Origin of the sequence: Dolichospermum circinale AWQC131C (assembly GCF_000426905.1) — a bacterium.
Lineage (GTDB): Bacteria > Cyanobacteriota > Cyanobacteriia > Cyanobacteriales > Nostocaceae > Dolichospermum > Dolichospermum circinale.
The window spans coordinates 102,458-127,463 of the sequence record NZ_KE384657.1 but is presented as its reverse complement, the minus strand read 5'-3'; the positions used below and the strand labels follow the sequence as shown (position 1 = coordinate 127,463).

25 protein-coding genes are annotated in these 25,006 nt (G+C 35.4%); 7 read left to right on the top strand and 18 right to left on the bottom strand.

Annotated features, from left to right (window positions below; genetic code table 11):
• Positions 1-330 precede the first annotated feature (330 nt).
• Both ACIR131C_RS0120685 and ACIR131C_RS0120680 read left to right on the top strand, forming a co-directional pair.
• The gene (locus tag ACIR131C_RS0120685) at positions 331-1,257 is read left to right on the top strand and encodes an undecaprenyl-diphosphate phosphatase (protein ID WP_028091691.1); all 927 of its coding nucleotides are present in this window, start codon (positions 331-333) and stop codon (positions 1,255-1,257) included.
• A gap of 207 nt (positions 1,258-1,464) precedes the next feature.
• Positions 1,465-2,793: a TIGR03279 family radical SAM protein gene (locus ACIR131C_RS0120680; protein WP_028091690.1), complete on the top strand. Its 1,329-nt coding sequence runs from the start codon at positions 1,465-1,467 to the stop codon at positions 2,791-2,793.
• A gap of 113 nt (positions 2,794-2,906) precedes the next feature.
• Here ACIR131C_RS0120680 and ACIR131C_RS0120675 read toward each other — a convergent pair whose 3' ends face one another.
• Positions 2,907-3,260 carry a hypothetical protein gene (locus ACIR131C_RS0120675; RefSeq protein ID WP_028091689.1) on the bottom strand — a complete coding sequence of 118 codons (354 nt, stop codon included), beginning with the start codon at positions 3,258-3,260 and terminating at the stop codon, positions 2,907-2,909.
• Positions 3,261-3,592: 332 nt separating this feature from the next.
• Between ACIR131C_RS0120675 and ACIR131C_RS0120670 the strand changes: the two genes are divergently transcribed.
• The gene (locus ACIR131C_RS0120670; RefSeq protein ID WP_028091688.1) at positions 3,593-3,949 is read left to right on the top strand and encodes a hypothetical protein; all 357 of its coding nucleotides are present in this window, start codon (positions 3,593-3,595) and stop codon (positions 3,947-3,949) included.
• Positions 3,950-4,177: 228 nt separating this feature from the next.
• Positions 4,178-5,329 carry an LptF/LptG family permease gene (locus ACIR131C_RS0120665; RefSeq protein WP_028091687.1) on the top strand — a complete coding sequence of 384 codons (1,152 nt, stop codon included), beginning with the start codon at positions 4,178-4,180 and terminating at the stop codon, positions 5,327-5,329.
• 240 nt (positions 5,330-5,569) lie between these two features.
• Here ACIR131C_RS0120665 and ACIR131C_RS0120660 read toward each other — a convergent pair whose 3' ends face one another.
• The 10 genes from ACIR131C_RS0120660 to dndC all read right to left on the bottom strand — a co-directional run bounded on the left by ACIR131C_RS0120660 (position 5,570) and on the right by dndC (position 14,772).
• The gene (locus ACIR131C_RS0120660; protein ID WP_028091686.1) at positions 5,570-6,403 is read right to left on the bottom strand and encodes a Uma2 family endonuclease; all 834 of its coding nucleotides are present in this window, start codon (positions 6,401-6,403) and stop codon (positions 5,570-5,572) included.
• Between the two features lie 159 nt (positions 6,404-6,562).
• Positions 6,563-7,318 carry a HEAT repeat domain-containing protein gene (locus ACIR131C_RS0120655; protein ID WP_028091685.1) on the bottom strand — a complete coding sequence of 252 codons (756 nt, stop codon included), beginning with the start codon at positions 7,316-7,318 and terminating at the stop codon, positions 6,563-6,565.
• 93 nt (positions 7,319-7,411) lie between these two features.
• Complete coding sequence (locus ACIR131C_RS0120650; RefSeq protein WP_028091684.1) at positions 7,412-7,882, bottom strand: GNAT family N-acetyltransferase; 471 nt, start codon at positions 7,880-7,882, stop codon at positions 7,412-7,414.
• 18 nt (positions 7,883-7,900) lie between these two features.
• Positions 7,901-8,038: a hypothetical protein gene (locus tag ACIR131C_RS26380; protein ID WP_168358188.1), complete on the bottom strand. Its 138-nt coding sequence runs from the start codon at positions 8,036-8,038 to the stop codon at positions 7,901-7,903.
• Between the two features lie 63 nt (positions 8,039-8,101).
• Positions 8,102-8,506, bottom strand: a complete 405-nt coding sequence (locus tag ACIR131C_RS0120640) for a hypothetical protein (protein ID WP_028091683.1) — start codon at positions 8,504-8,506, stop codon at positions 8,102-8,104.
• Positions 8,491-9,999, bottom strand: a complete 1,509-nt coding sequence (locus ACIR131C_RS0120635) for an AmpG family muropeptide MFS transporter (RefSeq protein ID WP_028091682.1) — start codon at positions 9,997-9,999, stop codon at positions 8,491-8,493. The genes ACIR131C_RS0120640 and ACIR131C_RS0120635 overlap by 16 nt, the downstream gene beginning before the upstream one ends.
• Positions 10,000-10,036: 37 nt before the next feature.
• Positions 10,037-10,432, bottom strand: a complete 396-nt coding sequence (dndE, locus tag ACIR131C_RS0120630; protein ID WP_028091681.1) for a DNA sulfur modification protein DndE — start codon at positions 10,430-10,432, stop codon at positions 10,037-10,039.
• A gap of 59 nt (positions 10,433-10,491) precedes the next feature.
• Positions 10,492-10,854, bottom strand: a complete 363-nt coding sequence (locus ACIR131C_RS0120625; protein ID WP_028091680.1) for a four helix bundle protein — start codon at positions 10,852-10,854, stop codon at positions 10,492-10,494.
• A gap of 41 nt (positions 10,855-10,895) precedes the next feature.
• A complete protein-coding gene (dndD, locus tag ACIR131C_RS0120620; protein ID WP_028091679.1) occupies positions 10,896-12,884 on the bottom strand; it encodes a DNA sulfur modification protein DndD in 1,989 nt (662 codons plus the stop codon).
• Positions 12,885-13,158: 274 nt separating this feature from the next.
• On the bottom strand, positions 13,159-14,772 hold the full coding sequence (gene dndC, locus ACIR131C_RS0120615) for a DNA phosphorothioation system sulfurtransferase DndC (RefSeq protein WP_028091678.1): 1,614 nt from the start codon (positions 14,770-14,772) through the stop codon (positions 13,159-13,161).
• Positions 14,773-14,957: 185 nt separating this feature from the next.
• On the opposite strand from dndC, the gene ACIR131C_RS0120610 reads away from it, so the two are divergent.
• Positions 14,958-16,559 (top strand): DGQHR domain-containing protein, encoded by a 1,602-nt coding sequence (locus ACIR131C_RS0120610; RefSeq protein WP_028091677.1) that lies wholly within the window; start codon positions 14,958-14,960, stop codon positions 16,557-16,559.
• Positions 16,560-16,659: 100 nt separating this feature from the next.
• A complete protein-coding gene (locus ACIR131C_RS0120605) occupies positions 16,660-17,865 on the top strand; it encodes a DNA sulfur modification protein DndB (protein WP_028085157.1) in 1,206 nt (401 codons plus the stop codon).
• Positions 17,866-17,877: 12 nt separating this feature from the next.
• Here the strand turns inward: ACIR131C_RS0120605 and ACIR131C_RS0120600 are convergent, their stop codons facing one another.
• From ACIR131C_RS0120600 to ACIR131C_RS25805, 5 genes are all read right to left on the bottom strand, one after another.
• A complete protein-coding gene (locus ACIR131C_RS0120600; protein ID WP_028091676.1) occupies positions 17,878-18,351 on the bottom strand; it encodes a DNA phosphorothioation-associated protein 4 in 474 nt (157 codons plus the stop codon).
• 97 nt (positions 18,352-18,448) lie between these two features.
• On the bottom strand, positions 18,449-19,009 hold the full coding sequence (locus tag ACIR131C_RS0120595; protein WP_028091675.1) for a Uma2 family endonuclease: 561 nt from the start codon (positions 19,007-19,009) through the stop codon (positions 18,449-18,451).
• Positions 19,010-19,054: 45 nt separating this feature from the next.
• Positions 19,055-19,693: a Uma2 family endonuclease gene (locus ACIR131C_RS0120590; RefSeq protein ID WP_028091674.1), complete on the bottom strand. Its 639-nt coding sequence runs from the start codon at positions 19,691-19,693 to the stop codon at positions 19,055-19,057.
• Positions 19,694-19,730: 37 nt separating this feature from the next.
• Positions 19,731-21,803, bottom strand: a complete 2,073-nt coding sequence (locus ACIR131C_RS0120585; protein WP_028091673.1) for an AAA family ATPase — start codon at positions 21,801-21,803, stop codon at positions 19,731-19,733.
• Complete coding sequence (locus tag ACIR131C_RS25805) at positions 21,800-21,973, bottom strand: hypothetical protein (RefSeq protein WP_155963214.1); 174 nt, start codon at positions 21,971-21,973, stop codon at positions 21,800-21,802. Before ACIR131C_RS25805 ends, ACIR131C_RS0120585 begins: the two co-directional genes overlap by 4 nt.
• 642 nt (positions 21,974-22,615) lie before the next feature.
• On the opposite strand from ACIR131C_RS25805, the gene ACIR131C_RS0120575 reads away from it, so the two are divergent.
• Complete coding sequence (locus ACIR131C_RS0120575; protein ID WP_028091672.1) at positions 22,616-22,870, top strand: Calvin cycle protein CP12; 255 nt, start codon at positions 22,616-22,618, stop codon at positions 22,868-22,870.
• A 284-nt stretch (positions 22,871-23,154) separates the two neighbouring features.
• Here the strand turns inward: ACIR131C_RS0120575 and ACIR131C_RS0120570 are convergent, their stop codons facing one another.
• Positions 23,155-23,973 carry a TlyA family RNA methyltransferase gene (locus ACIR131C_RS0120570; protein ID WP_028091671.1) on the bottom strand — a complete coding sequence of 273 codons (819 nt, stop codon included), beginning with the start codon at positions 23,971-23,973 and terminating at the stop codon, positions 23,155-23,157.
• A 233-nt stretch (positions 23,974-24,206) separates the two neighbouring features.
• Entirely contained in the window at positions 24,207-24,866 is a 660-nt protein-coding gene (locus ACIR131C_RS0120565; RefSeq protein WP_028091670.1) for a DUF1361 domain-containing protein, read from the bottom strand.
• Positions 24,867-25,006 lie beyond the last annotated feature (140 nt).

Genomic DNA, 25,006 nt, shown 5'->3' with positions numbered 1-25,006 from the left:
GGTAATTTCAGCCAAGGGGCTTGACAGTGTTTTGAGTTTCGGCTATGATAATGTTATTGGTGGGAAATAGTGCGTCCATATATATAGAGTTTTGAATTACTAAGATTATTATTTCCAAAATAAATCTCCGCAACTATGAATTTGTTTTATGAAAATTATTTATAATGATGCGTTACGTTGGGTATTTAAACATGGGGATTTATGATCTTGGGTTTTCTGCTGTTAACTCAATCTACCTTTCTGATAAGATTTTGTCTAACAAGACTGACCACAACCAAGTAAAGTTGGATAATTTGCTAGAATTACGCATTGATTTTAGGAGTCTGGTTAATGACAACAATCTTAGAAATAAGTAGTATAAATATACTTTTGCTACAAATATCACAAATAACATCATTTAGTGAAGCAGTCAGTAGTCAAGTTGATTTAGTTCAAGGAATCATACAGGCATTTATTTTAGGTATTGTCCAAGGAATTACAGAGTTTTTACCAATTAGTAGTACAGCACATTTAATAATTTTTACAAAAGTATTTGGTTGGAAAGAACTTGGTGATAAAGATTTTGTTGATGCTATTCAATTTGGTAGTGTAATTGCAATTTTATGGTATTTTTGGTCTGTGATTTCTAGTTTAGTTAAAGGTGCAATTAAAGCTTTTAAAAATAAAGACTGGGAAAGGGAAGATTGGAAAATTGTTGTGGGAATTGCTGCGGGGACAATTCCAGCTTTAACAATTGGTTTTGTTTTCAAAGATGTAATTCCAGAAAATTCCTTAATTATTGCGATAATGTCAATTATTATGGCATTTTTACTGGGTTTAGCCGAAAAAATTGGGACTCGGAAACGGGGTTTTGATGCTTTAGAAATTCGAGATGGGATTTTAGTAGGGTTGGGACAAACTTTAGCTTTAGTTCCCGGAGTTTCTCGTTCTGGTTCAACCTTAACCACAAGCTTATTTTTAGGGTTAAAAAGAGAAGCAGCAGCGAAATTTTCATTTTTATTAGGATTTCCAACTTTGACAATTGCGACTTTGTACAAAAGTTTGAAAATATTGAAAATGTTTCAAGCTCATGAGTTACCAGATAATATTGTGATTTTGTTGATTGTTGGTATCATTTCCACGTTTATTTTCTCTTATTTATCAATTGCCTTTTTAATCAAATACTTACAAACTAAAAATACCTTGGTTTTTGTTTGGTATAGATTGGCTTTTGGTATTTCCATCTTATTAGCCATTGCCGCAGGTTGGCCAGGATAACTCTGTTATAATATTGACGGTAGTTGGGAATTGGGTATTAAATTTTAGATTTTACTTGTCTTAAATTAATTTCTACCCCCTGACTATGAGAATAATATAGATTTAGTCAATAAAATATCGCTAAATCGGAAATCTAAGGGACAACAAACAACAAACAACTAACCACTGACAACTGACCACTGACAACTGACCACTGACCACTGACTCATGACTACCATTCAACCTGCTAAAATTACTAAGGTGCTTCCTGACTCAATTGCTGAAGAAATTGGCTTTGAGGTTGGTGATATGATTGTTAGTATTAATGGCACAAAACCCCGTGATTTAATTGATTATCAGTTTTTGTGCGCTGAGGAAATTCTTGAATTAGAAGTTTTAGATACGACAGGGAAAACCCATTATGTAGAAATTGAAAAAGATTATGATGATGATTTAGGTGTAGAATTTGCCACAGCTTTATTTGATAGTTTAATTCAGTGTAATAACCGTTGTCCTTTTTGCTTTATTGATCAACAACCACCGGGTAAACGCACCAGCTTATATTTAAAAGATGATGATTATAGATTAAGCTTTCTCTATGGTTCTTATCTGACTTTAACGAATTTAACCGCTAAAGAATGGCAAAGAATTGAACAAATGCGATTATCACCTCTATATGTTTCTGTACATTCCACAGAACCAGAGGTAAGAATTAGACTTTTAAAAAATCATCGCGCTGGTGAAATACTATCACAAATTCGCTGGTTTCAAGAACGAAGATTACAAATTCATGCCCAAGTCGTTGTTTGTCCGGGTATAAATGACGGTGAACATCTCGAAAAGACTTTAAAAGACCTCACATCTTTTTATGCTGGAGAATTACCAACGGTAGCATCAGTAGCAGTTGTTCCCGTGGGTTTAACGCGGTTTCGTCCCCAAGAAGATGAATTAATCCCTGTAACGCGGGAAAAAGCGCGGGAGGTAATTTGTCAAGTTAAATTACTAGCTGCGGAATTTCGCCAAAAATATGCTTCTAGTGTGGTATGGTTAGCTGATGAATGGTTTTTAATTGCGGGAGAAGAATTACCTACCGAAGCTGAATATGAAGAATACCCCCAAATTGATAATGGTGTAGGTTCAATTCGCTTATTTATTAAACAATTTACCCAAACTGCAAAAATACTATTACCACCGAAAATTATACATCAGCGTAGATTAACTTGGGTGGTCGGTAATGCGGTGGAAACAGCATTTAAACCTCTGGTAAAGCAATTAAACACTGTAGAAGGTTTAGAGGTAAATATGCAGGCTTTGTGTAGTGATTATTGGGGTCAAAGTATCAGTGTGACTGGTTTATTAACAGGACATGATTTACTTTTAAACCTCAAAGGACAAGATTTAGGAGAGGGAATTTTATTACCTAGGGTTATGCTTAAACACGGGGAACTAGTATTTCTAGATGATATGACGGTTGAAGAAGTATCTCAACAATTAAATGTCAGCATTTTCCCTGTATCAGGAGTGGAGGAATTAATTAAAACTTGTATTCGTCGGTAATAAATTTGGACTTTTCAATAAATTAGACATCTGGTGAAAATTAAAATTAAATGTGCTAAATATGGGGTTTCTACAATCTCTACTCTATCTCCAGATGTCTATTCTAGATCACCTTAAAAAAAAATCACCCCTTTCACTATTTGAGTTTGACCGTCTGTTAAAGTTATTTGAAGATAAAGTGTTTCTCTTGTCACTTCCTCTTGGTCAGTAATAATTATTTCTCCTGTTGGTAAACAATCTTCCCAGTCCAATTCTAACCCTTTGCATATCCTTTTAAAGGATTCAACTGAAATTGGTTTACCCTGAAAAAACTTGGTGACAGTAGTTCTAGATGAATGATATTTAGCAAAATTAGATTTTGATTCAAATCCTAGCCTAATTAAAGCCGTTTCGGCCTTCTTTAGTCCTTCATAAGAAGCTGTAACGACGATTCTTTTCTTTTTTTTATCATTATTAGGGCTTCTCATCACCTAAAAAATATATACAGCACGTTCAGCTTGAGTGCGGTAGAGCATTGGTAGGTAAGATACGCGCACCACAAGAATTTTATCATTAATATCTGTATTTTGTGAATATCAGTAACTACTGTAGTTTGCAGGTCATTTTTGAATGAAACTTCTGCAAAACGGTTATCTTATCTCTCCAAGTTGTCTAAAACGAATGCACAAATACCGACAACGTTATTTATTTATTTTCCCATAAGTTAATCATAAAATAAACAAAAGATAGTCATTACTTACACAGGGGTTGAAATTTCTAGATTTACAATGAAATAAGTAAATCTAGGTGGAACTATCTTATGTTAAGAATCTTTTCAACCCACAGGCTTTTTGCATTTCTACTGATTGGTTTAATGATTACCTCCTGTGGTGGAGGTACATCAAGTAATACCCCCAGTACAGGTACATCTAGCGGTACATCTAATAATACTTCTGGTGGAGGTACTACTAGTGGAGGTAGTACTAGTGGAGGTGGAACATCTAATCTTGCTGAAAAAGCTGAAATGGAATGGCAATTATATCAAAGTGATTGTAGTTCAGCTGGACCTATTCCTGCGAAAACCTTTAGTGATGGTTCAAGAGGGAGATGTACATTCGGCGTGCCTAGTGGCGAGTTTGGAAATAGTATTAGTCGACCACGAGCTTTTAGAGATTGATACAGCATACAACCAAGCAGTTGCTTTTATCAGGAGTTAAAGTCGTAGGTTGGGTGTTGTAGGTTGGGTAGAGCGACAGCGAAACCCAACATTTCCAAAAATAACTTAACCAGCAGTTTGCGAAAAACAAAAATAAGATTAATAAGCGCACCACAAAATTTTTATCACTAATATCTGTATATCAAAATATTGTCAACCGCTGTAACTACATAACCTGCAAAATGATAAATGAAAAAAATAAATACTTTTCCTCACATATCATTACTAGAGCGCTATTTAATCTCAGAAATCATCCCGATTTTACTATTTACCATCGTTATTGTTACTGTTGTTGCGGAATCAATTGGTATATCATTCGAGCAATTTAGTTTTCTCCTGACGGAACAAATATCTTTGGGTACTTTAATATATTTACACATTCTTAAAGTACCTGAGTTTATTGTTTTGGCTGTACCAATTGCTATTTTAATGACCACAATATTCGTTTATGATAAATTATCAAGTACCAGGGAAATTATTGCTTTACAAAGTTGTGGAATAAGTTTGTATAAATTAATCTGTCCAGCGATTCATCTAAGTCTTATTCTTTCATTAATCCTATTTATTGTTAATGAGAGTATTGTCCCTATCTCTAACTATAAAGCTGCTATTACTTTAGAAAAAGCGATGAATATAAATAGATGGGATATTAAAAATAATGACATTGTTTATAAGGAATTAGCTAACAGGAATCATGAACAAATATCAGATGAAAATAATTATCTTAAATACCTCTTTTACGCGGAGAGATTTAGCAATGGAAAAATGAAAGAAGTTACCTTATTAATTAGAGATACCCAAGGATTAAAGGTAATTATAAAATCTAAATTCGCTGAATGGAATCAAGGAGAAAAATATTGGTATTTCTATGACGGTATCAAGAGTATAATTAATCCAGATGGTTCTTATGGTCAGGGAATTAAATTTGATAAAATTGCTGTTGATCTTTCTCATATATCTTCACAATTTCAACTCGATAGGGAAAGATTAGATGACAGAGAAATGAATATATTACAAATTTATCAACGATTGTTAGTTGCGAAAAAAGCCGGGGATATTCCGAATGTAATCAAATTACAAGTTAATTTTCAAAAAAGATTTACCCTACCATCTTCCTGTGCTGTATTGGCTTTATTAGGTGCAGCTATAGGAATTAATTTACAACCAAGAATTAAATATAATAGTTTGACAATTACTTTAGTAATTCTCTGGTTAATAAAAATATTTGAGGCGATTATTCATGCTTTGATTATATCAGAAAATATCTCAATTTATGCAATGTGGCTACCAAATATTTTGGCTACAGTTTTTGGCTTCTATATATTAATTAAAAAAATTTAGGTAATTGGTAATTGGTCATGGGTAATTGGTAATTGGTAATTGGTGATAAAATCCCGCTTTCATCCTGTTTATCCTTTAATCCTGGACATCCTGATTCTGGCGTTGTGCCTAACTAAGTAGGTGAACGGAAAAAAACCAACATAAGTAACGAAAAGTAAAGTTGCCCGAAACCTCTTTTCTGTTCCCTGTTCCCTGTTCCCTGTTCCCTTGTCATAACGACAATTTCTAACGCCAACCTACTTAGCAACTTACGCTATTAGGATCAATCCCCTGAGATCGCAAATAAGCTATTAACCGTTCCTTTTCCTGACGTTCCTGTTCTGCTCGTTGGTGTTCCTGTTCAGCCCGTTGGTGTTCCTGTTCAGCCCGTTGGTGTTCCTGTTCTGCTCGTTGGTGTTCCTGTTCAGCCCGTTGACGTTCCTGTTGAATCAATTCTACAGCCCAAGGTAACAAATTACCTGTTTTATCCCACCATCGCAACCAATAGCCAGTACGACCTTCCTTTGCACCTCTCCATGTTCCTAAAAATAGTCCCATGGTATCAACCCAATGACGACCATTCTCATCTGGTTGCTTTAATTCATAACGTCCATTTTCCAATTGATAATATTCTAATAATCCCCCCTCTGGCTCAAAAATTATATAAGTGGTGATTTGTAAAATTTGTTCATAAAAAAACCATTTTCCTGGTGGATAGATACGTTTAACTGAATATTCCCCACCGTCTTGATCTGATAAAAACTCTATGACTATTGCCGGTACATCCCCTTCTAAGTTGGGTGTATAACTTTTCCTGTCAGGTAATATCTCTTTCACTGAAGGTATGTATACCCAATCTGGTGCTTTAGCCACAAATTGCCCATTTAATGTGGCACATAGCCCAAAATTAGCCGCAATTAACATCTGTGGTTGTATAAATCCACTGATTTCTAAACTTTCACGCAAAGCCCCCGCTAAAAGTGGTTGTCCTGTATTTTCCACTGGTTCGTCCTCTAACTGAAAATCATCAGGTAAGGCTTCCCAGGAGATGACCAGTCCAGTGTGTGATTTAATTTCACTGAGTAGGGTTGCCATAAGCACCATAAAGGTTGATTTATTCTGATTTTATCAGATGATATGATTCTTAAAGAAGAATATTGATTAATTAAATATCTGTTGAATGCCAGTATTTTCCCTGTAGCGGGAGTAGAGGAATTAATCAAGACTTATTATATTCAATAGATCATTAATAGTCTAAAACCATCCTTCTTGTTCGAGGGTTTCGATTAATTGTAAACCGCGAGGATCTCCTACTCCCAGAAGCGCGGCTTTAGTGTCTTCTCTCACTCCTAAGTCTTTGTCTTCAGCAAAAGCTTGAATTAGTGCGTCTATGGCTGTAGCATAGACGACATTAGAAGGTAGTTCTTTACAAAGCTGGCCGATTGTCCAAGCGGAGTTACTACGCACGGCAGCTACAGGGTCTTTAACCAAGGCTTCAATCAGGGCAGGAATAGCACCTACAATGGCTTCATAACCTACTTCTGTCATCTGTGCTAGGGCGCTGGCTGACCAGAGACGAACTGCGGAAATATCGGTTCTGAGGGCATCTGTGAGGGGTGCTAAGGAACGAAAATCACGACAGTTTCCTAAAGCCCATACTACTCCTTTGCGAACATAACCATTCCAATCGCGGTTGAGTTGGGTAATTAATGGTGCTACGGCTTCCGGGGACGGGTTGCGGCCGATACCATAAGCGGCGCTGACTCGTACCAGAGGACAGTTATCGGTTAAGAGGTGGATGAGATGGGGTGTAGCTCGTTGATCCTGAAGATCGCAAAAAGCACGCGCTGCTAACATCCGCTGTTGGGGCTGGGGATTTTTCAGGAGTACCAGCATCAATTCTACATCAGGTTTTTCTACTTCTGATTCATTAAGTGGTTCTATTTGGTCTAGGGGGGTAATAAGCTCCCCTTCGGTATCAAGTAGGCTTAGTTCGTATTCGTCGTACATAATGATTCCACTGTAACCCCTATTCCTGGATGCTGGTAATTCATGAATTACTAATTGTTAATTGTCAATTGTTAATTGTCAATTCTCACGCGACTAAAGTGATTTTACCATCCAGAGGGATTGTTCTTGATAACCGAGTTGATGATAAAGATCTAATGCGGGTATGTTTGTTTGAAATACTTGTAGTCCGATTTTTCCGTATCCCCTTTGTTTAGCCCAGTTTTCTATATAATTCATTAATGCTTTACCAATACCTCTATGGCGATATTCTGGCATCACATAGAGAAGAAAAATATGGGGATGGCGATCGCCCCTGACCTGATCTATAGCATTTCCCACCCAAAGACAGCCTATGGGTGATTGGTGCTGATTTTTTGTTTCCTGTTCGTCATATACCCACCATAAAGGGGTATCACGGGAGAAATATTGTTCAACGGTACGGGTTAGGTGAGAAAAGTTTTGATTGGGAAATTGTTCTTGGTAAGTCCGCTCCATGAATTTTACCAAGAGGGCTTGATCTACAGTAGAACCTTGCTCAATAGCATAGCCTGGGAGTAAATTCAAAATAGACTGATTCCCCAATTACTTAATTATAATCCCAATAGGTGCGGGGGCTGCCATGTCCGATGGTAAAAAGATTCGGGCGCTGACTGCGACCAAAGCAAAGGTAAAAATCAAGACTGCAATCAAAGGAGCGATATATTGACGTAAAAAGGCCATGGTGTTTTGAATAAATAGGAACTATCTTGATTTTAGCAATTATTCCAATTTGGTGAAGGCTGGCTAGGATTCCTGATTTTGGTCTAATTCATCTAAGACCTTTTCACAATACCAATTTTCTGGCATTCCGGGAACATTTTCTTTAGCTTGTTGAATGAGTCTTTCCGCAGCAGCCACATCTCCAGATAATCTAGCAATTAGGCGATTTTTTAAGTAATTGCTGGTAAATTCTGCGTCTGGTTGCTTGGGTATGGTGGGAGTGACTGTTTTTTGGGTTTCTCGTCGTAATTGCCAAAATAAGACGTAATAGAGCGCACCAAAAATCAGGATCAGGCTAATTGTTCCTAGTAGTGTGAAGGGATTAAAATACAGGTGTTGGAGAACTAATTGTGAGATCACATAGCCCAGTAATAAACCCGTGACTATGAGAACAAATGTACCAGCAATAATAATTACTTGAGGTCCCATATATCTTCTTCTTCCAGTCCTGGTCTGTTAATTGCTAACGGTTTGGGATGCCAAGGGGCAACCATCGGTAATAGTAGCAAACCAGGTAACGCTGCCACAAGAGAGAGCAAGAAAAATGTCGGCCAACCTCTGGCTGTAGCCCAACTACCGGCGGAGGCGGAAAGTACGTCTCGACTAATGGCCATGAGACTGGAGAATAAAGCAAACTGAGTGGTTGTGAATCGGTGATTACAGAGACTCATTAAAAAGGCGACTGTAGCGACTGTGACTAATCCAGCAGAGAAGTTTTCGATGTTTACAGCGATCACTAGTAGGGAATAATCTTTTTTATTAGCGATCGCCAGGGCATAATAACCTAAGTTACTGAGTAATTGCAGCGCTCCAAATACCCACAAACTGCGATTTAAGTTAATTTTGGTCATGATCACACCCCCAGCTAATACGCCGACGGTGGTAGCAATAAATCCCATTCCTGCTTGAATTGTGCCGATTTCGGTTTTGGTAAAGTCTATTTCTCGTAAAAATAGGTTGGCTGTAATGCCGACTAGGGAATCACCTAGTTTATAGAGGAGAATAAAACCTAGTGTTAAACTGGCTTGTTTGATGCCAAAGCGGTGAAAAAATTCTTTGAAAGGTAGAAAAATAGCTGTTTGTAAGTTTTGAAGGGGACTATCTTCTGTAATTTCATTGAGGAGGGAGTTTGGTAATAATAATGATGCTGTAATCCAAGCGACTAATAATCCTGCTAGTAACCAATAAAATACAGGTTGGGGAATGAAACCAACAAAAACGCCAGCAATTAACCCTGCTACTAGTAAAGTGATCAGGACTATAAAAATCACGTCTTCCCTGGAAATGGGTGCTAGTTGTGTTTTGTCTTGCAGTTTGTGTTCTCTGGGCGACAATAGGGTGGTAAATATACTTCCTGCCATAATTACTGCCATGAGGAAATATACGACATTCCAAGGTAAGTAATCTGCTAAGACTAAGGCGAGGGAACTGGTAATAAATAGGGCGATACGGTAGCCTAATACCCACACAGATGCACCTGGTTGAGCCTCTAGGGGGTTTAAAATATCCGTACGGTAGGCATCCCCAGCGATGTCCTGAGTGGCACTGAGGAAGGTAATAATCAGGCAGTTGATGGCGAGGATTTGTAATATCTGGTCGTTTTGGGCTGGTTGTTGAATGGCAAGGGTAGCGATCGCTAATACTAACCCAATTTGGGTGATAATTAACCATCCTCTTCTTCCATCTAAGAATGGTGGTGTAAATCTATCTAATAGCGGCGACCACAGGAATTTTAAGGAATAAGGTAAACCTAATAAGCCAAATAAGGTAATGCTGGCAATATCAACTTTAGCATCTTGCATCCATAGTTGTAGGGTTCTACTGGTAAGAAATAGGGGCAGACCTGATGCAAAGCCTAGTAATAGTAGAGCAACCATTTTCTGGCTTTGGAAGGCCTGTCGCAGTGCTTGAATTTCTTTCATAGAGATGATCTTGCTATGCCGGCTAAAGAAAGTAAAATCATGATTTTACTTTCTTTGTGGATAGTTCAATTAGATCTTCAATTTTCTTAATATTCTGATCTCCTGCTAGGTAGCCAATACCTCTATGTAAGTGTAAGCGAAATTGGATAATTAGGGTCTCTCTATCTGTATCTAAACCGTCATTGTAACACCGTTGTTTGAGTGCTAACAGCAGAATATCCGCTATTTCTCCCCCAAAAACCCGCCATGTCATCTCCACGTTGCTATCTTGGGGAATAGGTACAGGCGACGGCGCTGCGGGTTCTGCAAGAGAACGACAAAAAGCCCACCGACATAATATGTTCCATTGTTCGATTTTGGTGCTGCGTTTGAGTTTGAGTAGTTGTTCTTTGGCTGTTTGGGAAAGTTTGATTCTTTCTATTGGTGATTCCATGATTTTAGTAATTAGTAATTGGTAATTGGTAATTGGTAATTGGTAATTGGAAAAATCTATTAGTCATTACCAATCGAATTTAAATAAGCATTTAACTTGGCGGGAAGTTCATGAATTATCGGTTTGAGAATATTTACTTGTTCAACTGTTAATAAATTACGGCCATAAGCAAGCCGCAACCAATGAATTGTTTCATTAAGAGAACCTCTAGCTATTTTAATAAAGCGTTTATTGTCTTGAAAGTTATAACGTCCTCTACCCTCTGCTATATTTGCTCCAATGCTATCTGCTGAACGCACAATCTGCTTACCAATTGTATCTTTACTAAAATTATCCCATCCCATAACCACTTTCCAAATTTCATTTGCTAATTTTTCCGATAATTTATACACTTGTAACTCTTCAAAATCTGGTCTACCCATTACTCACTACCCACTACCCATTACCCATTACCCATTACCCATTACCAAAAATAACCGGGTTTGATTGTGGTTTCTCGTTTGTTGGAGTTATATTGGAGTAAGTATTCACGGGCTATGGCTTCGGTTTCTTTGAGGTTTTGATATTCTTTTTTAGCGATTTCGGTGTCGGTGGAAAGGAGAATTACTTGATGACTGGCTGAGGGAAAGTATCTTTCTACTAGGTTGTTACGGTGGGAGGAGTCTAGTCTTCCTAAAGGGGTGTCTATGGCTATGGGTAAACGTCTTCCTGATACTTTAGCTAATCCCCACAAAAATGCGATCGCTAATAGTTGTTTTTCTCCTGCTGAAAGCCGATGTTTGGGAACCGGTTTTCCATTGTAATCATATAATGATAAGCTGAAGCTTTTACTGTCTATGGCTATGCGATGTACTAGGTCTGATTTATGTAATAAATATAGAAAACAGTTTTTTACTTCTTCTTCTAATTTATTCAATTTTCTCAGGGTTAATCTTTCTCGAAATATCTTTAATGTTTGTTGAACTTTTGTCGCCGAATCAATAATATGTTCACTATTTTGATATTTAAGATTTTCTACTGTATATTCATTTAATTCTTGTCTCAATTTCTTGGTTTCTGCTTCTAATTCTATCAGTTTTTGATTCATCATTTCTGCTTGATATCTAATTTGATTAAATCCAGTTTGTGCCTGTTTAACTGCTTTTTGTAGTTTTATATATTCCTCTGGTGCGGCCGCTGTTTGTACTTGTCTTTCTAGGGTGAGTATTTCTTCTTCATAATTAGTTAATTCATCTAATTGTTTTTGGGCTGTATTTTGACCAATTTGCAACCGATAGGTTATATTGTCAACTAAACTTAAACTTTCTTCATCTGCATTTAACCAGGTATTTTCTGTGGATGATTTATTGCTATATAAGTTATTGATGTCCTCAGCTAAAAAAGATTGAATATTACTAATTTTAGTATTTTCTAGATTTAATTGTTTTAGCCAATTCATTAATCTTTCATCTCTCGCAATTAAGACATCTTTAGCTAATTGAATTTGTTGAGTTTTCAGTTCTTTTTCTCCCTGTCTTTGAATTTGAGATAATAAAGGACTAATTAACGCTAAAGGTAAAACATCACCAGCTAATTCACATAAGGACTCACGAACATTATTAGCAAGTTTGATTTTCTCTTCTCTTTGTTTTTCTAATTGACTACGTTCAGCAGCAATTTTACCACCTTCGTTCACAAATTTATCTAAAGCTTCTTCCTCAATTTTTTCTAATTCTGCAACTTTTATATTAACAGTTGCTAGTCTTTGCCGATTATTTTCATATTCTTGCTGTTTTTCATGAAGTTTAGTCTCAATTTCTTCTAATTTACCTAAATCTTTATTATCTGCAAATTCTCGTTTTTTGCGATTCACTAAAATCTCTAAATCAATTGCTAATTTATCTGCTAATTCTAAACCCAAAAGTCCATTAATTGCATCAATAACTATGGGTGGCGGTATTTCCTGTTCTGCAAGTTCTTTGACTTGTTCACCGTCAAAAAGAAATAAATTAGAAATGCCTAAAGGTAGGATATTCTCTATATATTCATCCCAAATATTAACTAAGGAATCAATTGGCCAAGTTTCATCATCTCCTAAAATACCTAAATGGTCTTTACCGTCTTTCGGATTTTTTTCCCAAGTCCGTACAACTCGATATTGTATGGGTTTATCTTCTTCAATATGTTCAAAAACTAATTCAATTCTAGTTTTTTCTGTGGGGTTAGCTTTACTGTTGACACATTGGGTTAAAAAATCACTATAACTGAGATTTCCTCTAGTTGAACATTGGGCGCGTTGTCCATATAATGCGAGGCGAATGGCATCTATTAAGGTGGTTTTTCCGCCACCATTCATTCCCCCTAAAAGGATAATTGGGCGGGCGTTATCTTCATCAATTTGGGGGTTGAGGTTGATGATTTGTTTACCAGCATAAGGACCGAAGTTTTGCAGAACTAATTCTAGGAAGATCATGGTTTTTTGTTGTTTTTTTGTGTTTTTTTAACGAACCACTCCAGGCGCAGAGGACGCAGAGGAAGAAAGATGTTTATCTCGTTCCCTGGCTCTGACAGGGAATGCTTTCAAGAGGCTCTGCCTCTGTTATAATTAGTTGAGATAAAATCTCAAAATTGGCTTTCCTAGCTAGGGGACAGGAAGGAAGAATATAGATTAAATGAACCACGAAGGAACGAAGAACACAAAGGAAGAAGGAAGAAGATAATTAATCTTTTAGTGGGAAGGAAGTGTTTTATTCATCTGGGTTCTTTTGTGCATATTTGAAATTAGCCCAAGTTTGTGGTTTACTCTCTTCTTTATTGGGGGTATCTCTTAATGTTAATTGTTTGACTTTTTCCCGCACTGTAGCAACATCACCTTCTAATGCTGCTTGTCGTAAATCTCTTTTTAAATGGGCATTTCTAATGGCTACTTCTGGAGAACGGGAACTTGTATCAAAGCATTTTTCCAGGCTTTCGTAAATACCCACACGGCGAGTTTTTTTCTTAAATTGTCTTTCTGTATCTAATAGTCTAGCCATTAATTCTAAGTGCATTCCGTCACCTTCACAAATTTCTTCTAATACTCCCCATTCATCACTACCAAGTATACTTTGATCTGCGCCAGGACGGGGATCTTTAAATACTTCTCCTGTCACTTCTTCATATATTCGGGGTAAACTATCATCAAATTCGTGTCTTTCTTCTAACCAGATTCGGCGAATTTCACTTAATTCTTCTATAGTAAGTAGGGTGATGTCACGCATATTTTCTGGTGCTGTTTGACGAATTTGCTTTTCAACTTTTAGCAGCTTTCTTAACCAATCTTCCCGCGCTTCTTTAAGATATGGACCAGGAATAGGTTCAATAGATACTTCACCTTCTAAATTACGTTCATACAGTTGGACACCTCCACGTCTACGGCGAAAATCTCTCCGGTTACGGTTCTCTTCTAAATCTAATTCTTTGCGAAAATCTAATAATGGTTGCATCCATTCTTTTTCTTCATCATTTTGAATCATTGCTGTTAATGATTTATCTTGACTAACAAGAGTACAAACCCAGCAACCAAAACGGGAACTTCCACAACTGGGAGTAGTTGTATCAACAACTAAAGGACATTCATTATCAGCAGATGCACCTCGATAAATAGCAAATAATTCTTTATTACTGTATTTCCAGGGATTTTCCCATTGCATTAAATAAATCCATACATCATCATTTTCCCAATCTTCAATAGGACTATAAACTAAAGAGTTTGGTAAATTCATATTAGGACTTAGATGATCTCTTACTCTCTGGGCTTCTAACTTTTTCATTCTATGGGCGCGTTTTAAGCTCTCAGCTTTGCGCGTTCCTAATACAACAATTGCTTCTCCATTATTACGAACAACATCACGAATAAACCGATTAGAAGGATTAATTTTAAGACGTTCTGTACACCAACGAAATTTTCCTCTTGGGGCTGGATAACCCTTACCAATTAAACCTACCCAAAATGTTTCTTTAAAATCTGGACTTAATAAATGGGGTTCAAATGGTAATCGTTGCTTTTGTGACTCAAATTTCATTTGTTCTAACGAATTACGTACCCAAGCCGCAACAATAGGATTTTCTACAAGTGTGTCTGTAGTAATGACATATATTTTTTTAGTTCTTTTTTCCGGTGGGAGTTCAGAAATTGCATTCCAAATAAGCTGTAAAGTAGCAGTGCTGTCTTTTCCGCCGGAATAGCCTACCACCCAAGGTATCTCATCTAAACAATACAATTCTTGAATTTCTGTAGTCAAAGCTTGGATATACTCCACTAACTCTGGTACAGTACGATTTTGCTGATTTTTATTTTCTGGCTGTTGTGAATAAGTCATTTTTCCCCTACTTGTAGATACATGAACCTAAAATCAATACTTCCCCGTAGCATAATGGAATTATTTAGTATATAAATAAACATATATTTACGCGTGTAACATAATATTTTTAAAAATAACATCATTAGTATCCATTTTTTTGGATAATAAAGCAACAATTAGTCAATAAGTTTTTAAAAATTAACATGAATGATAGTACAAATACACTAAATAATCAACTCGCTAATAAGTATCTAGAACGGGAAAATAACGATAAACAGGTATTAGCTTTACTGCTAGACCGATTTTTAGAGAAAAAAGACCAAATTCTTGTCCAAAAAACCGAAATGGGTGGTACAGAGGCTTATATAGGTTCTGTCACCTTGGAATGGTTCGCGGGACGGGTACATTTTGCGTCAGGTTTACCTCTCCTGCAAAAAAAGTACAACCCAGATACGGAAAATATTGAAATTGATGCTGATAGCATTGATGAAATTCAACAACGTCCTGTTGACTGGTCACGTCAAGCACCGTTAGTACAGTATTTAGCAGCGAGAAAAAACCATAAATTTCCGGCTGTTTTGGTGGTAATTAATCAACCTTGGGTAGATAACCCCAAAGCAGCGGAGTGGGATAGTCAAGGACGGGCTAAAAAAGCGACAACTGATTTTATACCTTTAGATAAAGATGGTAAAGTCGGTTTACTAAATATTTCTGAAGAGAATGTGACAATTTATGCTTTAGATGGTCAACATAGATTAATGGGTGTACAGGGCTTAATGGAATTAATTAAATCTGGTAAACTCCAACGTTATAAAAAAGATAAAACTGCTGATGAAACTTTTATTACTTTATCTGATTTGATAGATAAATATCAAGTAGAACCTGCTTATTTACAAAGTTTATCTAAAGAAAAAATTGGTATTGAATTTATTTGTGCGGTCAATGCTGGAGAAACTCATACAGAAGCAAAACGACGAATCAGATCAATTTTTGTTCATGTAAATTTGATGGCTGCACCTTTAAGTAAAGGTCAGTTAGCACAATTAAATGAAGATGATGGTTTTGCTATTGTAGCGCGAAAAATTGCCGTTACACATCCACTTTTAGAACAAAAACCAAATCGCAATTCCCGTGTTAATTGGAATAGTGCCACAGTAGCCGCTAATTCTACGGTTTTAACCACTCTGCAAGCCCTACAACATATGTCTGAAAGATATTTGGGACAAAAGTTCCCTCACTGGAAACCTTTAGAAAAAGGGTTAATTCCCATGCGTCCAGAAAATGAAGAAATTCAGGAAGGAATTGCAGATTTTAGATTACTTTTTGATCATTTAGCTAATCTTCCCAGTTATAAAATATTGGAACATGAAGAGACAACAGTTTTACGTCGCTTCCATTTTGAAAAAGACGGAGGTGAGGGAAATATGCTATTTCGTCCAGTTTCTCAAATTGCTTTAGCGCAAGCTTTGGGAAATTTAGTATTTAAAAAAGGTTTTGCTTTGATGGATATTTTTAAAAAGTTAGAAAAATTTGACCGTCAAGGGGGTTTTAGTGGTATGGAATATCCTCAATCTTTATGGTATGGGGTTTTATATGATCCGAATAAAAAGCGGGTACAGGTAGTAGGAAAAGATTTAGCTGTGAAGTTATTGATTTACATTTTGGGGGGAATGACCGAAAAAATGGAAATTACTGCTTTACGTAAGGCTTTAGCCAATGCTAGAACCATAGAAGAACAAACTATAGGTTTTGATGGTAAGTTTGTCAAACCGCAAGATGTAGGACTACCGATTATACTGAGTTAAGCAAGTTAGCTAGTAACATTACTCTGGATTTTATACTGATGCTTAATATCACTATTGTTGTTTACTATATTTTTAATATAGTTCGGTATACGGGGTTGATATGACTCAATTAAACGAAGAAAATAACAACGATATTACTCCTGAAATAAAAGCTCAGTTTAGCTCATTTATAGAACCATTCTTTTCTAAATACCATCGTGAACGCTGTTATCCAGGGTTGATTTTGCGCCACGGTAAGCGACAAATGCTACAAATTAATATACCACCCGGAGATTTTCCTGCACTTTTGGTAATCAAACCTGCTACTGAGAATGATCCTGATTCAGGTAGACAACGCCCAGAAGTACCAGGCCATGCTGACGAGATCAAAAATTATATTATCGAGCAAGCACAAAAAGGGAAACCTTGGATTTTGGGGACATTGACAGCAAATGTAGCTCTAGGAAAAATAAATATTCTTGAATTTGGGAGAGGTATTTGTTTAGTTGTAATCCCTCGTGGAGTAAAGTTAGAGATTACAGATGGTCAACATCGTAAGAGTGCTATTCAGAAATTAATTGAAGGTGATCTAAGTGACTTAATTAGTGATGATGATTTTCCAATTACATTGGTTTTAGAAGGAGATATTGATCAGTGTAAAAAAGATTTTCGAGATATGGCTCAAACAAAACAACTAGATAAAGCTTTGCTATTGTCATTTGGTGTATCTGAAGGTCGTGTTGGTATTACTAAAAAATTGGTAGAACAAGTACACATCTTTCATAAAAAGACAGATAAGGTTCATGATAATCCTCGTGTTACCAAGGGATTTATTTACACAAATAACTACATAGCTAGGGCTGTAAGTTGTGCTTTTACTAATAATCCCGAAGCTGAACTTAGCGACTATGATGTAGTGATATCGTCTAACTCCCTGGCTAATTGTCTCAATGGGTTTTTCTATGAATGTAGTAATACTAGATATATTTCTGTAAAAAAAGCAGAAGATTTGACTGTTGCTGAGATCAAGAAATTTAAGGATGAATGTCTATTGGGTGTGAGTGTGGGACTGGAAGTTTTGGCTAGACTACTACATTTAACTTACAACAAAGACAGTAGTTATTTTGATGAAACAAAAGTTTCCCAACTTGCAAAAATAGCTTGGACAAGAGATAATCCAATTTGGGAAAATACTTTAATCAGAATAGATCCTAACCCAAAAAATCCGAATAAGCGTTATAAACTATCTACAGGTGCAAATGCAGTAACAGATGCAGTTAAAAAGATCAAATATGAATTAGGATGGACAGATAACTCTTCTTGTTAAACATACCCTAACTCAACTGAGGAATTTAGTTAAATCAAATTCCTCGTCCTCTTTTGGATTATTTGCTCTTTCATAACTGAGAAATAGTAAAATCCGCTCAGAATAATCTACCGCACCTCTTAACTCATTTTGTAATATTTCTAGTCCACCATTAGCGTATTCTTCAAAAATTCCATTACGTTGTTTTTCGTGTTCTTCCCCATGAGGAGACAAAATAATAATATCTTGAGTTTCTGTAATTCCCAATAATTTAATTAATATATCATGTCCCATTGTGGCAAAAACTTCTAACCTAATTGGAGCAGGTTCACGTTTAGAAATTTCCCCCAAAGGAATACGCTTTTTATACTTTACACCCAAAGCAGCCGCAAAAACAATCACATCAGCGAAAGTCTGAAAAGGACCAGTTCCCCCATCAGCAGAAGTTAAACTTTTTACCAACTCAGCTTTATCCTTAGCAACCCTGATTCTACCAGTTTCCGCCATAATTATAAAATCTACACCCTTAACATCATAAACCAACGCTAACTTACTAATACCACAATCTTACCCTCTTCTTTGCGACTGTGCGCGAAACAAAGAATCAAAAAACATCCTCATAAACCAGAGAAAGAGGAAAAGTAAAATCAACACTAACTAAATGTACCTCATCACCCTCAACAAAAGGATGTAACTCCCATAAACCCCTATCATTTAACCGAAAACAATCCAAACCTACCTTATCAGCACTAATTAAAACATATTCCTGCAAAGTTGGAATCTGTCTATATAACTGAAACTTACCCCCCCTATCATAAGCTTCCGTACTCGAAGAAAGCACCTCAACGACTAAACAAGGAAATTGAATAAACTTAATCGCTTTTTTATCTTTAGGGTGACAACTAACAACAACATCAGGATAAATAAACGGACCATTTTCCGATATACCCACTTTAGCATCTGCCATAAAAGGACGACAATTACCACCACGCAAATGATTTTTCAACCCAGAAGCTAAATTTAAAGCAATAGTAGTATGAGGAATAGTTCCCCCAGTCATAGCAAAAACTTCACCATTGATATATTCATATTTAATATCTTGCTTTTCCTCCCACTCCAAATACTCCAAAGGACTCATATAACTTGTATCAAAATTAGCAACCATAACATTTACCTCCTGATTTTCCGTAAAATAAATTAACTAAATAAATTAACTAAAAATTTGCAACAACCAGCGATTAACTTCACCATCATCTTGAGTTAAACTACGTTGAATAGCTTCCTGAACAATAGCTATTTGTAAACCTGGTAAAACCTTGGACTCCTCAATTCTTCTACTCCCACCGTCAATAATTTCAAAAGCAATAATATCATTATTATTAGCATTCATTACCCAATATTCCTTTACACCTAATCGTTCATAGAGTAGTCGCTTAAAACCCAAATCATCATTAATAGAAGAAGCAGCAACTTCTACCACTAGAGTCGGCGCTGCTAACTCATTAATATTGACAGGAGAATTATTCAAAGGTGGAAATTTGATTTTATCCCCAATATAAAAAGCTAAATCAGGTTGACATTCTCCTTCACTCGTCCTGCGAAAACTGGTATTTACCCAACCTTTAATTTTAATGTTTTTCAATGTCGCATAAAAATTCACAACATTTGCAACAACATTATGATTATTTCCATGAATTGAACCAACTGGTAACATTTCTACCCTCATATAATTTTGATAAAAATAAAATCTTCCGTGCTGATAATCAGAATGTTCAGCAACTTCCAGAAATTCATCCCAACTTACCTTTACCCAACTATCTGTCACCAAACTTAAAGAACTAACAACCATAATTTTCTTCCTCCTTTGCGACTTTGGGTGAGATATATTAATTCCGTTCCACTTCAACAATTTCCGTATATTCAAAACCATTCAAACTCTGTCGCACCAAAGAATATCGTTCCCCGTGTAACTCAATAAAATCCTGTTCACAATTAGGCTTAGAAGAATAATAAACCAAAACATATTCCTTCCCGATTTTATCAACAATTTCCTCCTCAACTTCTATCCTCCATTGAGTTTTAGTCACCAACACAACCAACTGATTTGCTAACTTAGGAATAGTACGCGCAATGTGACGACGGGAATTAGCATCTAAACTCCCAAAAGGGGAATCCATAACAATGGGAAAAGTGCTACTATCGGGAACCATCATCATTTTTTTCTTCTCACTCCACTCGCGCACCTTATCAATAATACTAGCAATGAAAGACAGACTTAGAATTTGATTTTCTCCCGTAGAAGCTGCGACTGGTGCTTCAATTCCCGTGGTATTTTCCACTAAACTTAATTCATAGTTTTCGCTAATTTTGGGAATATAGGGAGTAAAAGAAATCTCTGAAAAGATTTCCTGTACTCGCTGTTCCAATTGCAGACGAAACTGATTTTCTTGACGGTTTTTCACTTCTGACAATCGTTCAATAGCATCCTGAGTAGCATTAATACGACGCTGTGATAAAAATTGTTTTTCCTCATTTTGTTTTTGCTTAGATATTTGTTTGATCAAAGTATCCATACTTATTTTTAAGTGAGAAAGTTCCTGGTGATTTGCACCTTGTTCCCGATTTAATTCATCAATTTTAGATTCAATTTCATCCAGACGTTTTTGTAAATTACTAATTTCCTCATTGGGATCTTTTCGTAATTGTTCTTCAATAGTTGTTAATTCCAATTCGACTTGATTGAGATTTTCCCTCAACTGTTGAATTCTTAATTGTTCCCTATCCGCTTCTTCCCAAAAAGCAACAGCTTGTTTATCAATTTCATCAACTTGTGCGCTCATTCTAATTGCGGTTTCTTCTACAGTTGAAGAACCGGCTTTTCGCATGAGATTCTTCACATGAAAATGAGTATGAGTTCCTTCCCTTAAATCTGCACCACAAATACAACGTCCAGTATTCAGTAAATCATTGACAAATTCCCGCGAAATCCCTGCTGTTAATTCACCACGTTTTTTTAAATCTGTAAATATTTCCCGAAATTTAGCGGTAGTTTCTGTTAGCAAAACAGTATAACCCCGTGCGGAAATAACTTTTTTTAAATTCTCCCGTGTTTTTTTCAATTCTGATCGCAAACTATTTCTTTGCGATTCTAAATTTTGCCTTTTTTCCTGTAATTCTTTAACAGCACTCAATTCTCTTAGTTTATTACTGACCTCCTTTTTAAATACCTGTTGATATTCTAATTCTTGATTTATTTCCGTTTGACGTTTATTAATGGTTTCAATTTCTAATTCTTGTTTTTGTTGCTTGGTCAATAACTGTTTAGTTTCTGAATCACCAATATTTTTAAACTCAGTTTCTAAAGACTTTTTTGCTTCTTTCAAGTGTTTAATAGAAAGTTCAATTACTTCCACACCTAAAAAAATTCTAATTGCTTCTGCAATTTCCGCTTTATTATGAGAACGCACAATTTCCTCAATACGTTCACCGTCAAAGAAAAAATATTGATGTAAACTTAATGGTAGAATTTGGGTAATGATTTCCTCTGGAAACTGATTAGGAATTTTCCATTGACCATCATCTCCACCTAACCACATAGTTAACTGAGTCTTACCAGTTTCTATTAAATCACTTTGGTTTTTATAGACTCGACAACCACGTTTAGCACGATAGCGAATATTTTCATGTTCCCAACCAATTTCTACTGAACATTCTACAGGTTGACCAGGTTGAGATTCTGCGATCGCCCGTTTATTTACTAACTGTTCGGTTGACGCAAAAGCAGCACTAAATTTCTCATATAAAACCCAAGTAAACCCATTCAAAATACTAGTTTTACCTGCTCCATTACTACCATAAATCATCGTTGTATTGCGAATATCTCCATTAGCTAAAATTATCTCTGGAGTTTTTCCATAAAAGGAACGAAAATTACATAATTTAATAGAAGTTAGCCTCATTGTACTGCTTCCTTAACAATTGTGAGAATATCATCATTAATATGGCCTTTGCTTTTTCTATCTAATCTACTTTTTTCTAATCTCCAGACTTTTTCAATAATTTGCTTTACCTCTGGTGGTGCGCTGGAAATTGGTTCTTGAACATCTTCAATATTTGATTCTGGTATCATCCTAAAAATGCAATCAATGTTTCTTTTATTTTAACCAGTTTTGATATGATCCATATCATCTACACAAAATTTTTCTCAGGGGCTTCCAAAAAATAAATTATCCTTGTCATCATACCTTCATTAAAAAAGAGTATAAAAAGAGGACTAATGTAGTAGATTTATAGTCTTCTAAAATGACAACTCAAAAACAATAAATAAATCATGGTTGATATCTTTACACTATTGCAATATTTACTACTAAAAATCAAATTGACACCAAGGAATCAAACCTATTGTCAAATATTTTAATTATTTAATATTTTAGCATTGATAAATTATTACTTGTGAATAAGTAAGTCAGGATTATATCATTATAAGATAAAAAAGTATATAAATTAACTAAAAATAAATATTTGAATTGTTAATCTCAAAAAGAGTTTACTAATTTTGAATAATTACATAGGATTACTATTTTATTTTTGAATACAATGTCAAAAATTTAGTATGTTACGCTGTTTAGTATAGCTTACATATCTTTTCAAAAATTAAACTAGATTCCTATATTTATTTGCGTTTTTATGTAAACGCAAGTAAAAATTATTTATTAGTAATCATTAAAGTTCTTAATCAACTTTTATTTTCCTCAACAAAGGTAATCTGATCATGACATTCCTAAATGAAGTTATTAATTGTAAAAAACCCATTGAAGAAGCAATTTTTGAAGCTATTGTTAAAGCCAGAACAACTTGCGAAGAAAATGGTAATAGTTCTATTAATTGTGTATTAGCTTGGAATGTTGTTGAAAAATTGGAAGTAGAAAAAGCCTATCAAAAACAAGTAAAACACCGAAAAACAAGTTTAGAAGAATATTGTGAAATGTATCCAGACGCTTTGGAGTGTTTAATTTACGATATTTAACTTAAATAGCTACACTTCAAAAAAAATAGATATTCAAATCTCCGATTTATTGCAAAAGTCGGGGATTTATATACTAAATGAGTTTATTTAGATTTTTATATAATTTGCAACAATGCTATTGTTTAATCTTGCATTATTAGTTTTTTAAATCTATTCTTATTTGATGATATTACATAATTAATGTATAGCACGACATTATGAGTGTATGACGTTACATTAGTAATGAATAAGTTTACATAATTGATAATTTTATTTACAGAAAGACTGTAAAGTTTAATTATTGATTATTTTTTGATGAACTCTTGAATTACTTGTTTAGTAATGTCTTGAATAGTAGCTAAGGTTGGTGGTATAATATCGCTTTCCATTTTTAACCACAAAAGATATTCAATATTTCCCGCAGGTCCAGTTATGGGGGAATAAGTTAAACCTTTATATTTCCAACCTAATTCTAAAGCCTTTTGCATCACCTGAAAAATCGCATCTGCTTGGTCATCAGAATCACGCACAACGCCTTTTTTTCCTATGCGAGACTTCCCGACTTCAAATTGAGGTTTTACCAGCAATACAGCCTCTCTGGAAGGTTGTGTTAATCCCCAGATAGCAGGTAAAATTTTAGTCAGAGAAATAAACGAAACATCCACAACCACCAAATCAGGAAATATAGCATTTTCAGTATATAATTCCTGTGGTTGTAATTGACGTAAATTCGTGCGTTCCCTTAAAATTACCCTTTGATCATTTCTGATTTTCCAGTCAACTTGTCCATAACCGACATCAATTCCATAAACTTGTTTCGCACCAGATTTTAACAAACAATCTGTAAAACCTCCGGTAGAAATTCCACCATCTAAACAAATTCTTCCCCTTACAGAAATCGCAAATTGTGCTAAAGCTTTAGCCAATTTTTCTCCACCACGAGAAACAAAAAGAGGACGTTCTTTAACTTGAATTTGTGCGGTAATATCAACCTCAGTTCCTACCTTATCAATTATTTGTTGATTTACAGTTACTTCTCCAGCTTGAATAAGTCTTTGTGCTTGTTGACGAGAAGGAGACAATCCCAAATCAACTAATAATGTATCTAATCTTTGTTTAACCAATGTTACCTTCTTTAATGCTTACAAAATCTCCGAATTGCAGATTTTAAGTAGGTGGGCGTTAAAAATTGTCGTTGGGGCAAGGGAACAGGGAACAGGGAACAGGGAACAGGAAGAGAGTTTTGAGTGATTTTACTTTTCTTCACATACCTTTAAATTTTTCTGTTCATCTACTTAGTCACCTTTTAGTCATCTACAATATTATCTAATTAAAACGATGAATTTTATCATCTGAATTAAAACCTGTGAATATGACGAACCTGAACTTTATCACGTGGATCAAAACCTCTATCAACAAAATTCAGAATAATTTTTTTCAGCAACCAATGTAAACCGCAAAGAATGATAAAAGTGAGGGTAATGATAATTAATGGTTCTTTACCAAGAAGTTCCTCCAGACCTTTTGTAATTATTTCATCTGGTTGAGTGACAAAATCCCAACTATTAAAACGTAAAAATCTTCCCCAATAAATACCCACAGCACAAAGCGCGTGAGTAATTAACTCAACTGGAAAAATCCATTTACTTTTATCAATGCGATGTAAATAATAACCCAGGTTTATTAATGATATGACATAGGCTGCAAAACCGGAGAAAATTACTACAAAATAAACAGGAATTAAGACTAATGTAATCATCCATATTGACTGGACTGTGCGAATATCATGTATTAAGTGAATAACATCAGTTAATAAATAAGGTGCGTTTGGTAAAAAAGCGTAAAAAGTCAGAGATACTGGCCAACGTAACCAAGAACGACTACGTTTATTGCGAAATAACCAAACACTTAAAGCTAGGGGAATAAAAGCTAAAAATAAATTCCATGTCATCCACCGCATATTCACTTGTAATATATGCAGAACAGTTTTCATTAAGGCAATGATTTCTGGTTTCATACAATTTTAATAGTATTAACTAGAATAATTTCTGTTTTTGGTTGCACAGTGTTGCACAGTATTCATATTATAAATCATTTTTATATCAAAATGGACTGCCAATAAATTATTTTATTTAACGAACCACTCCAGGCACAGAG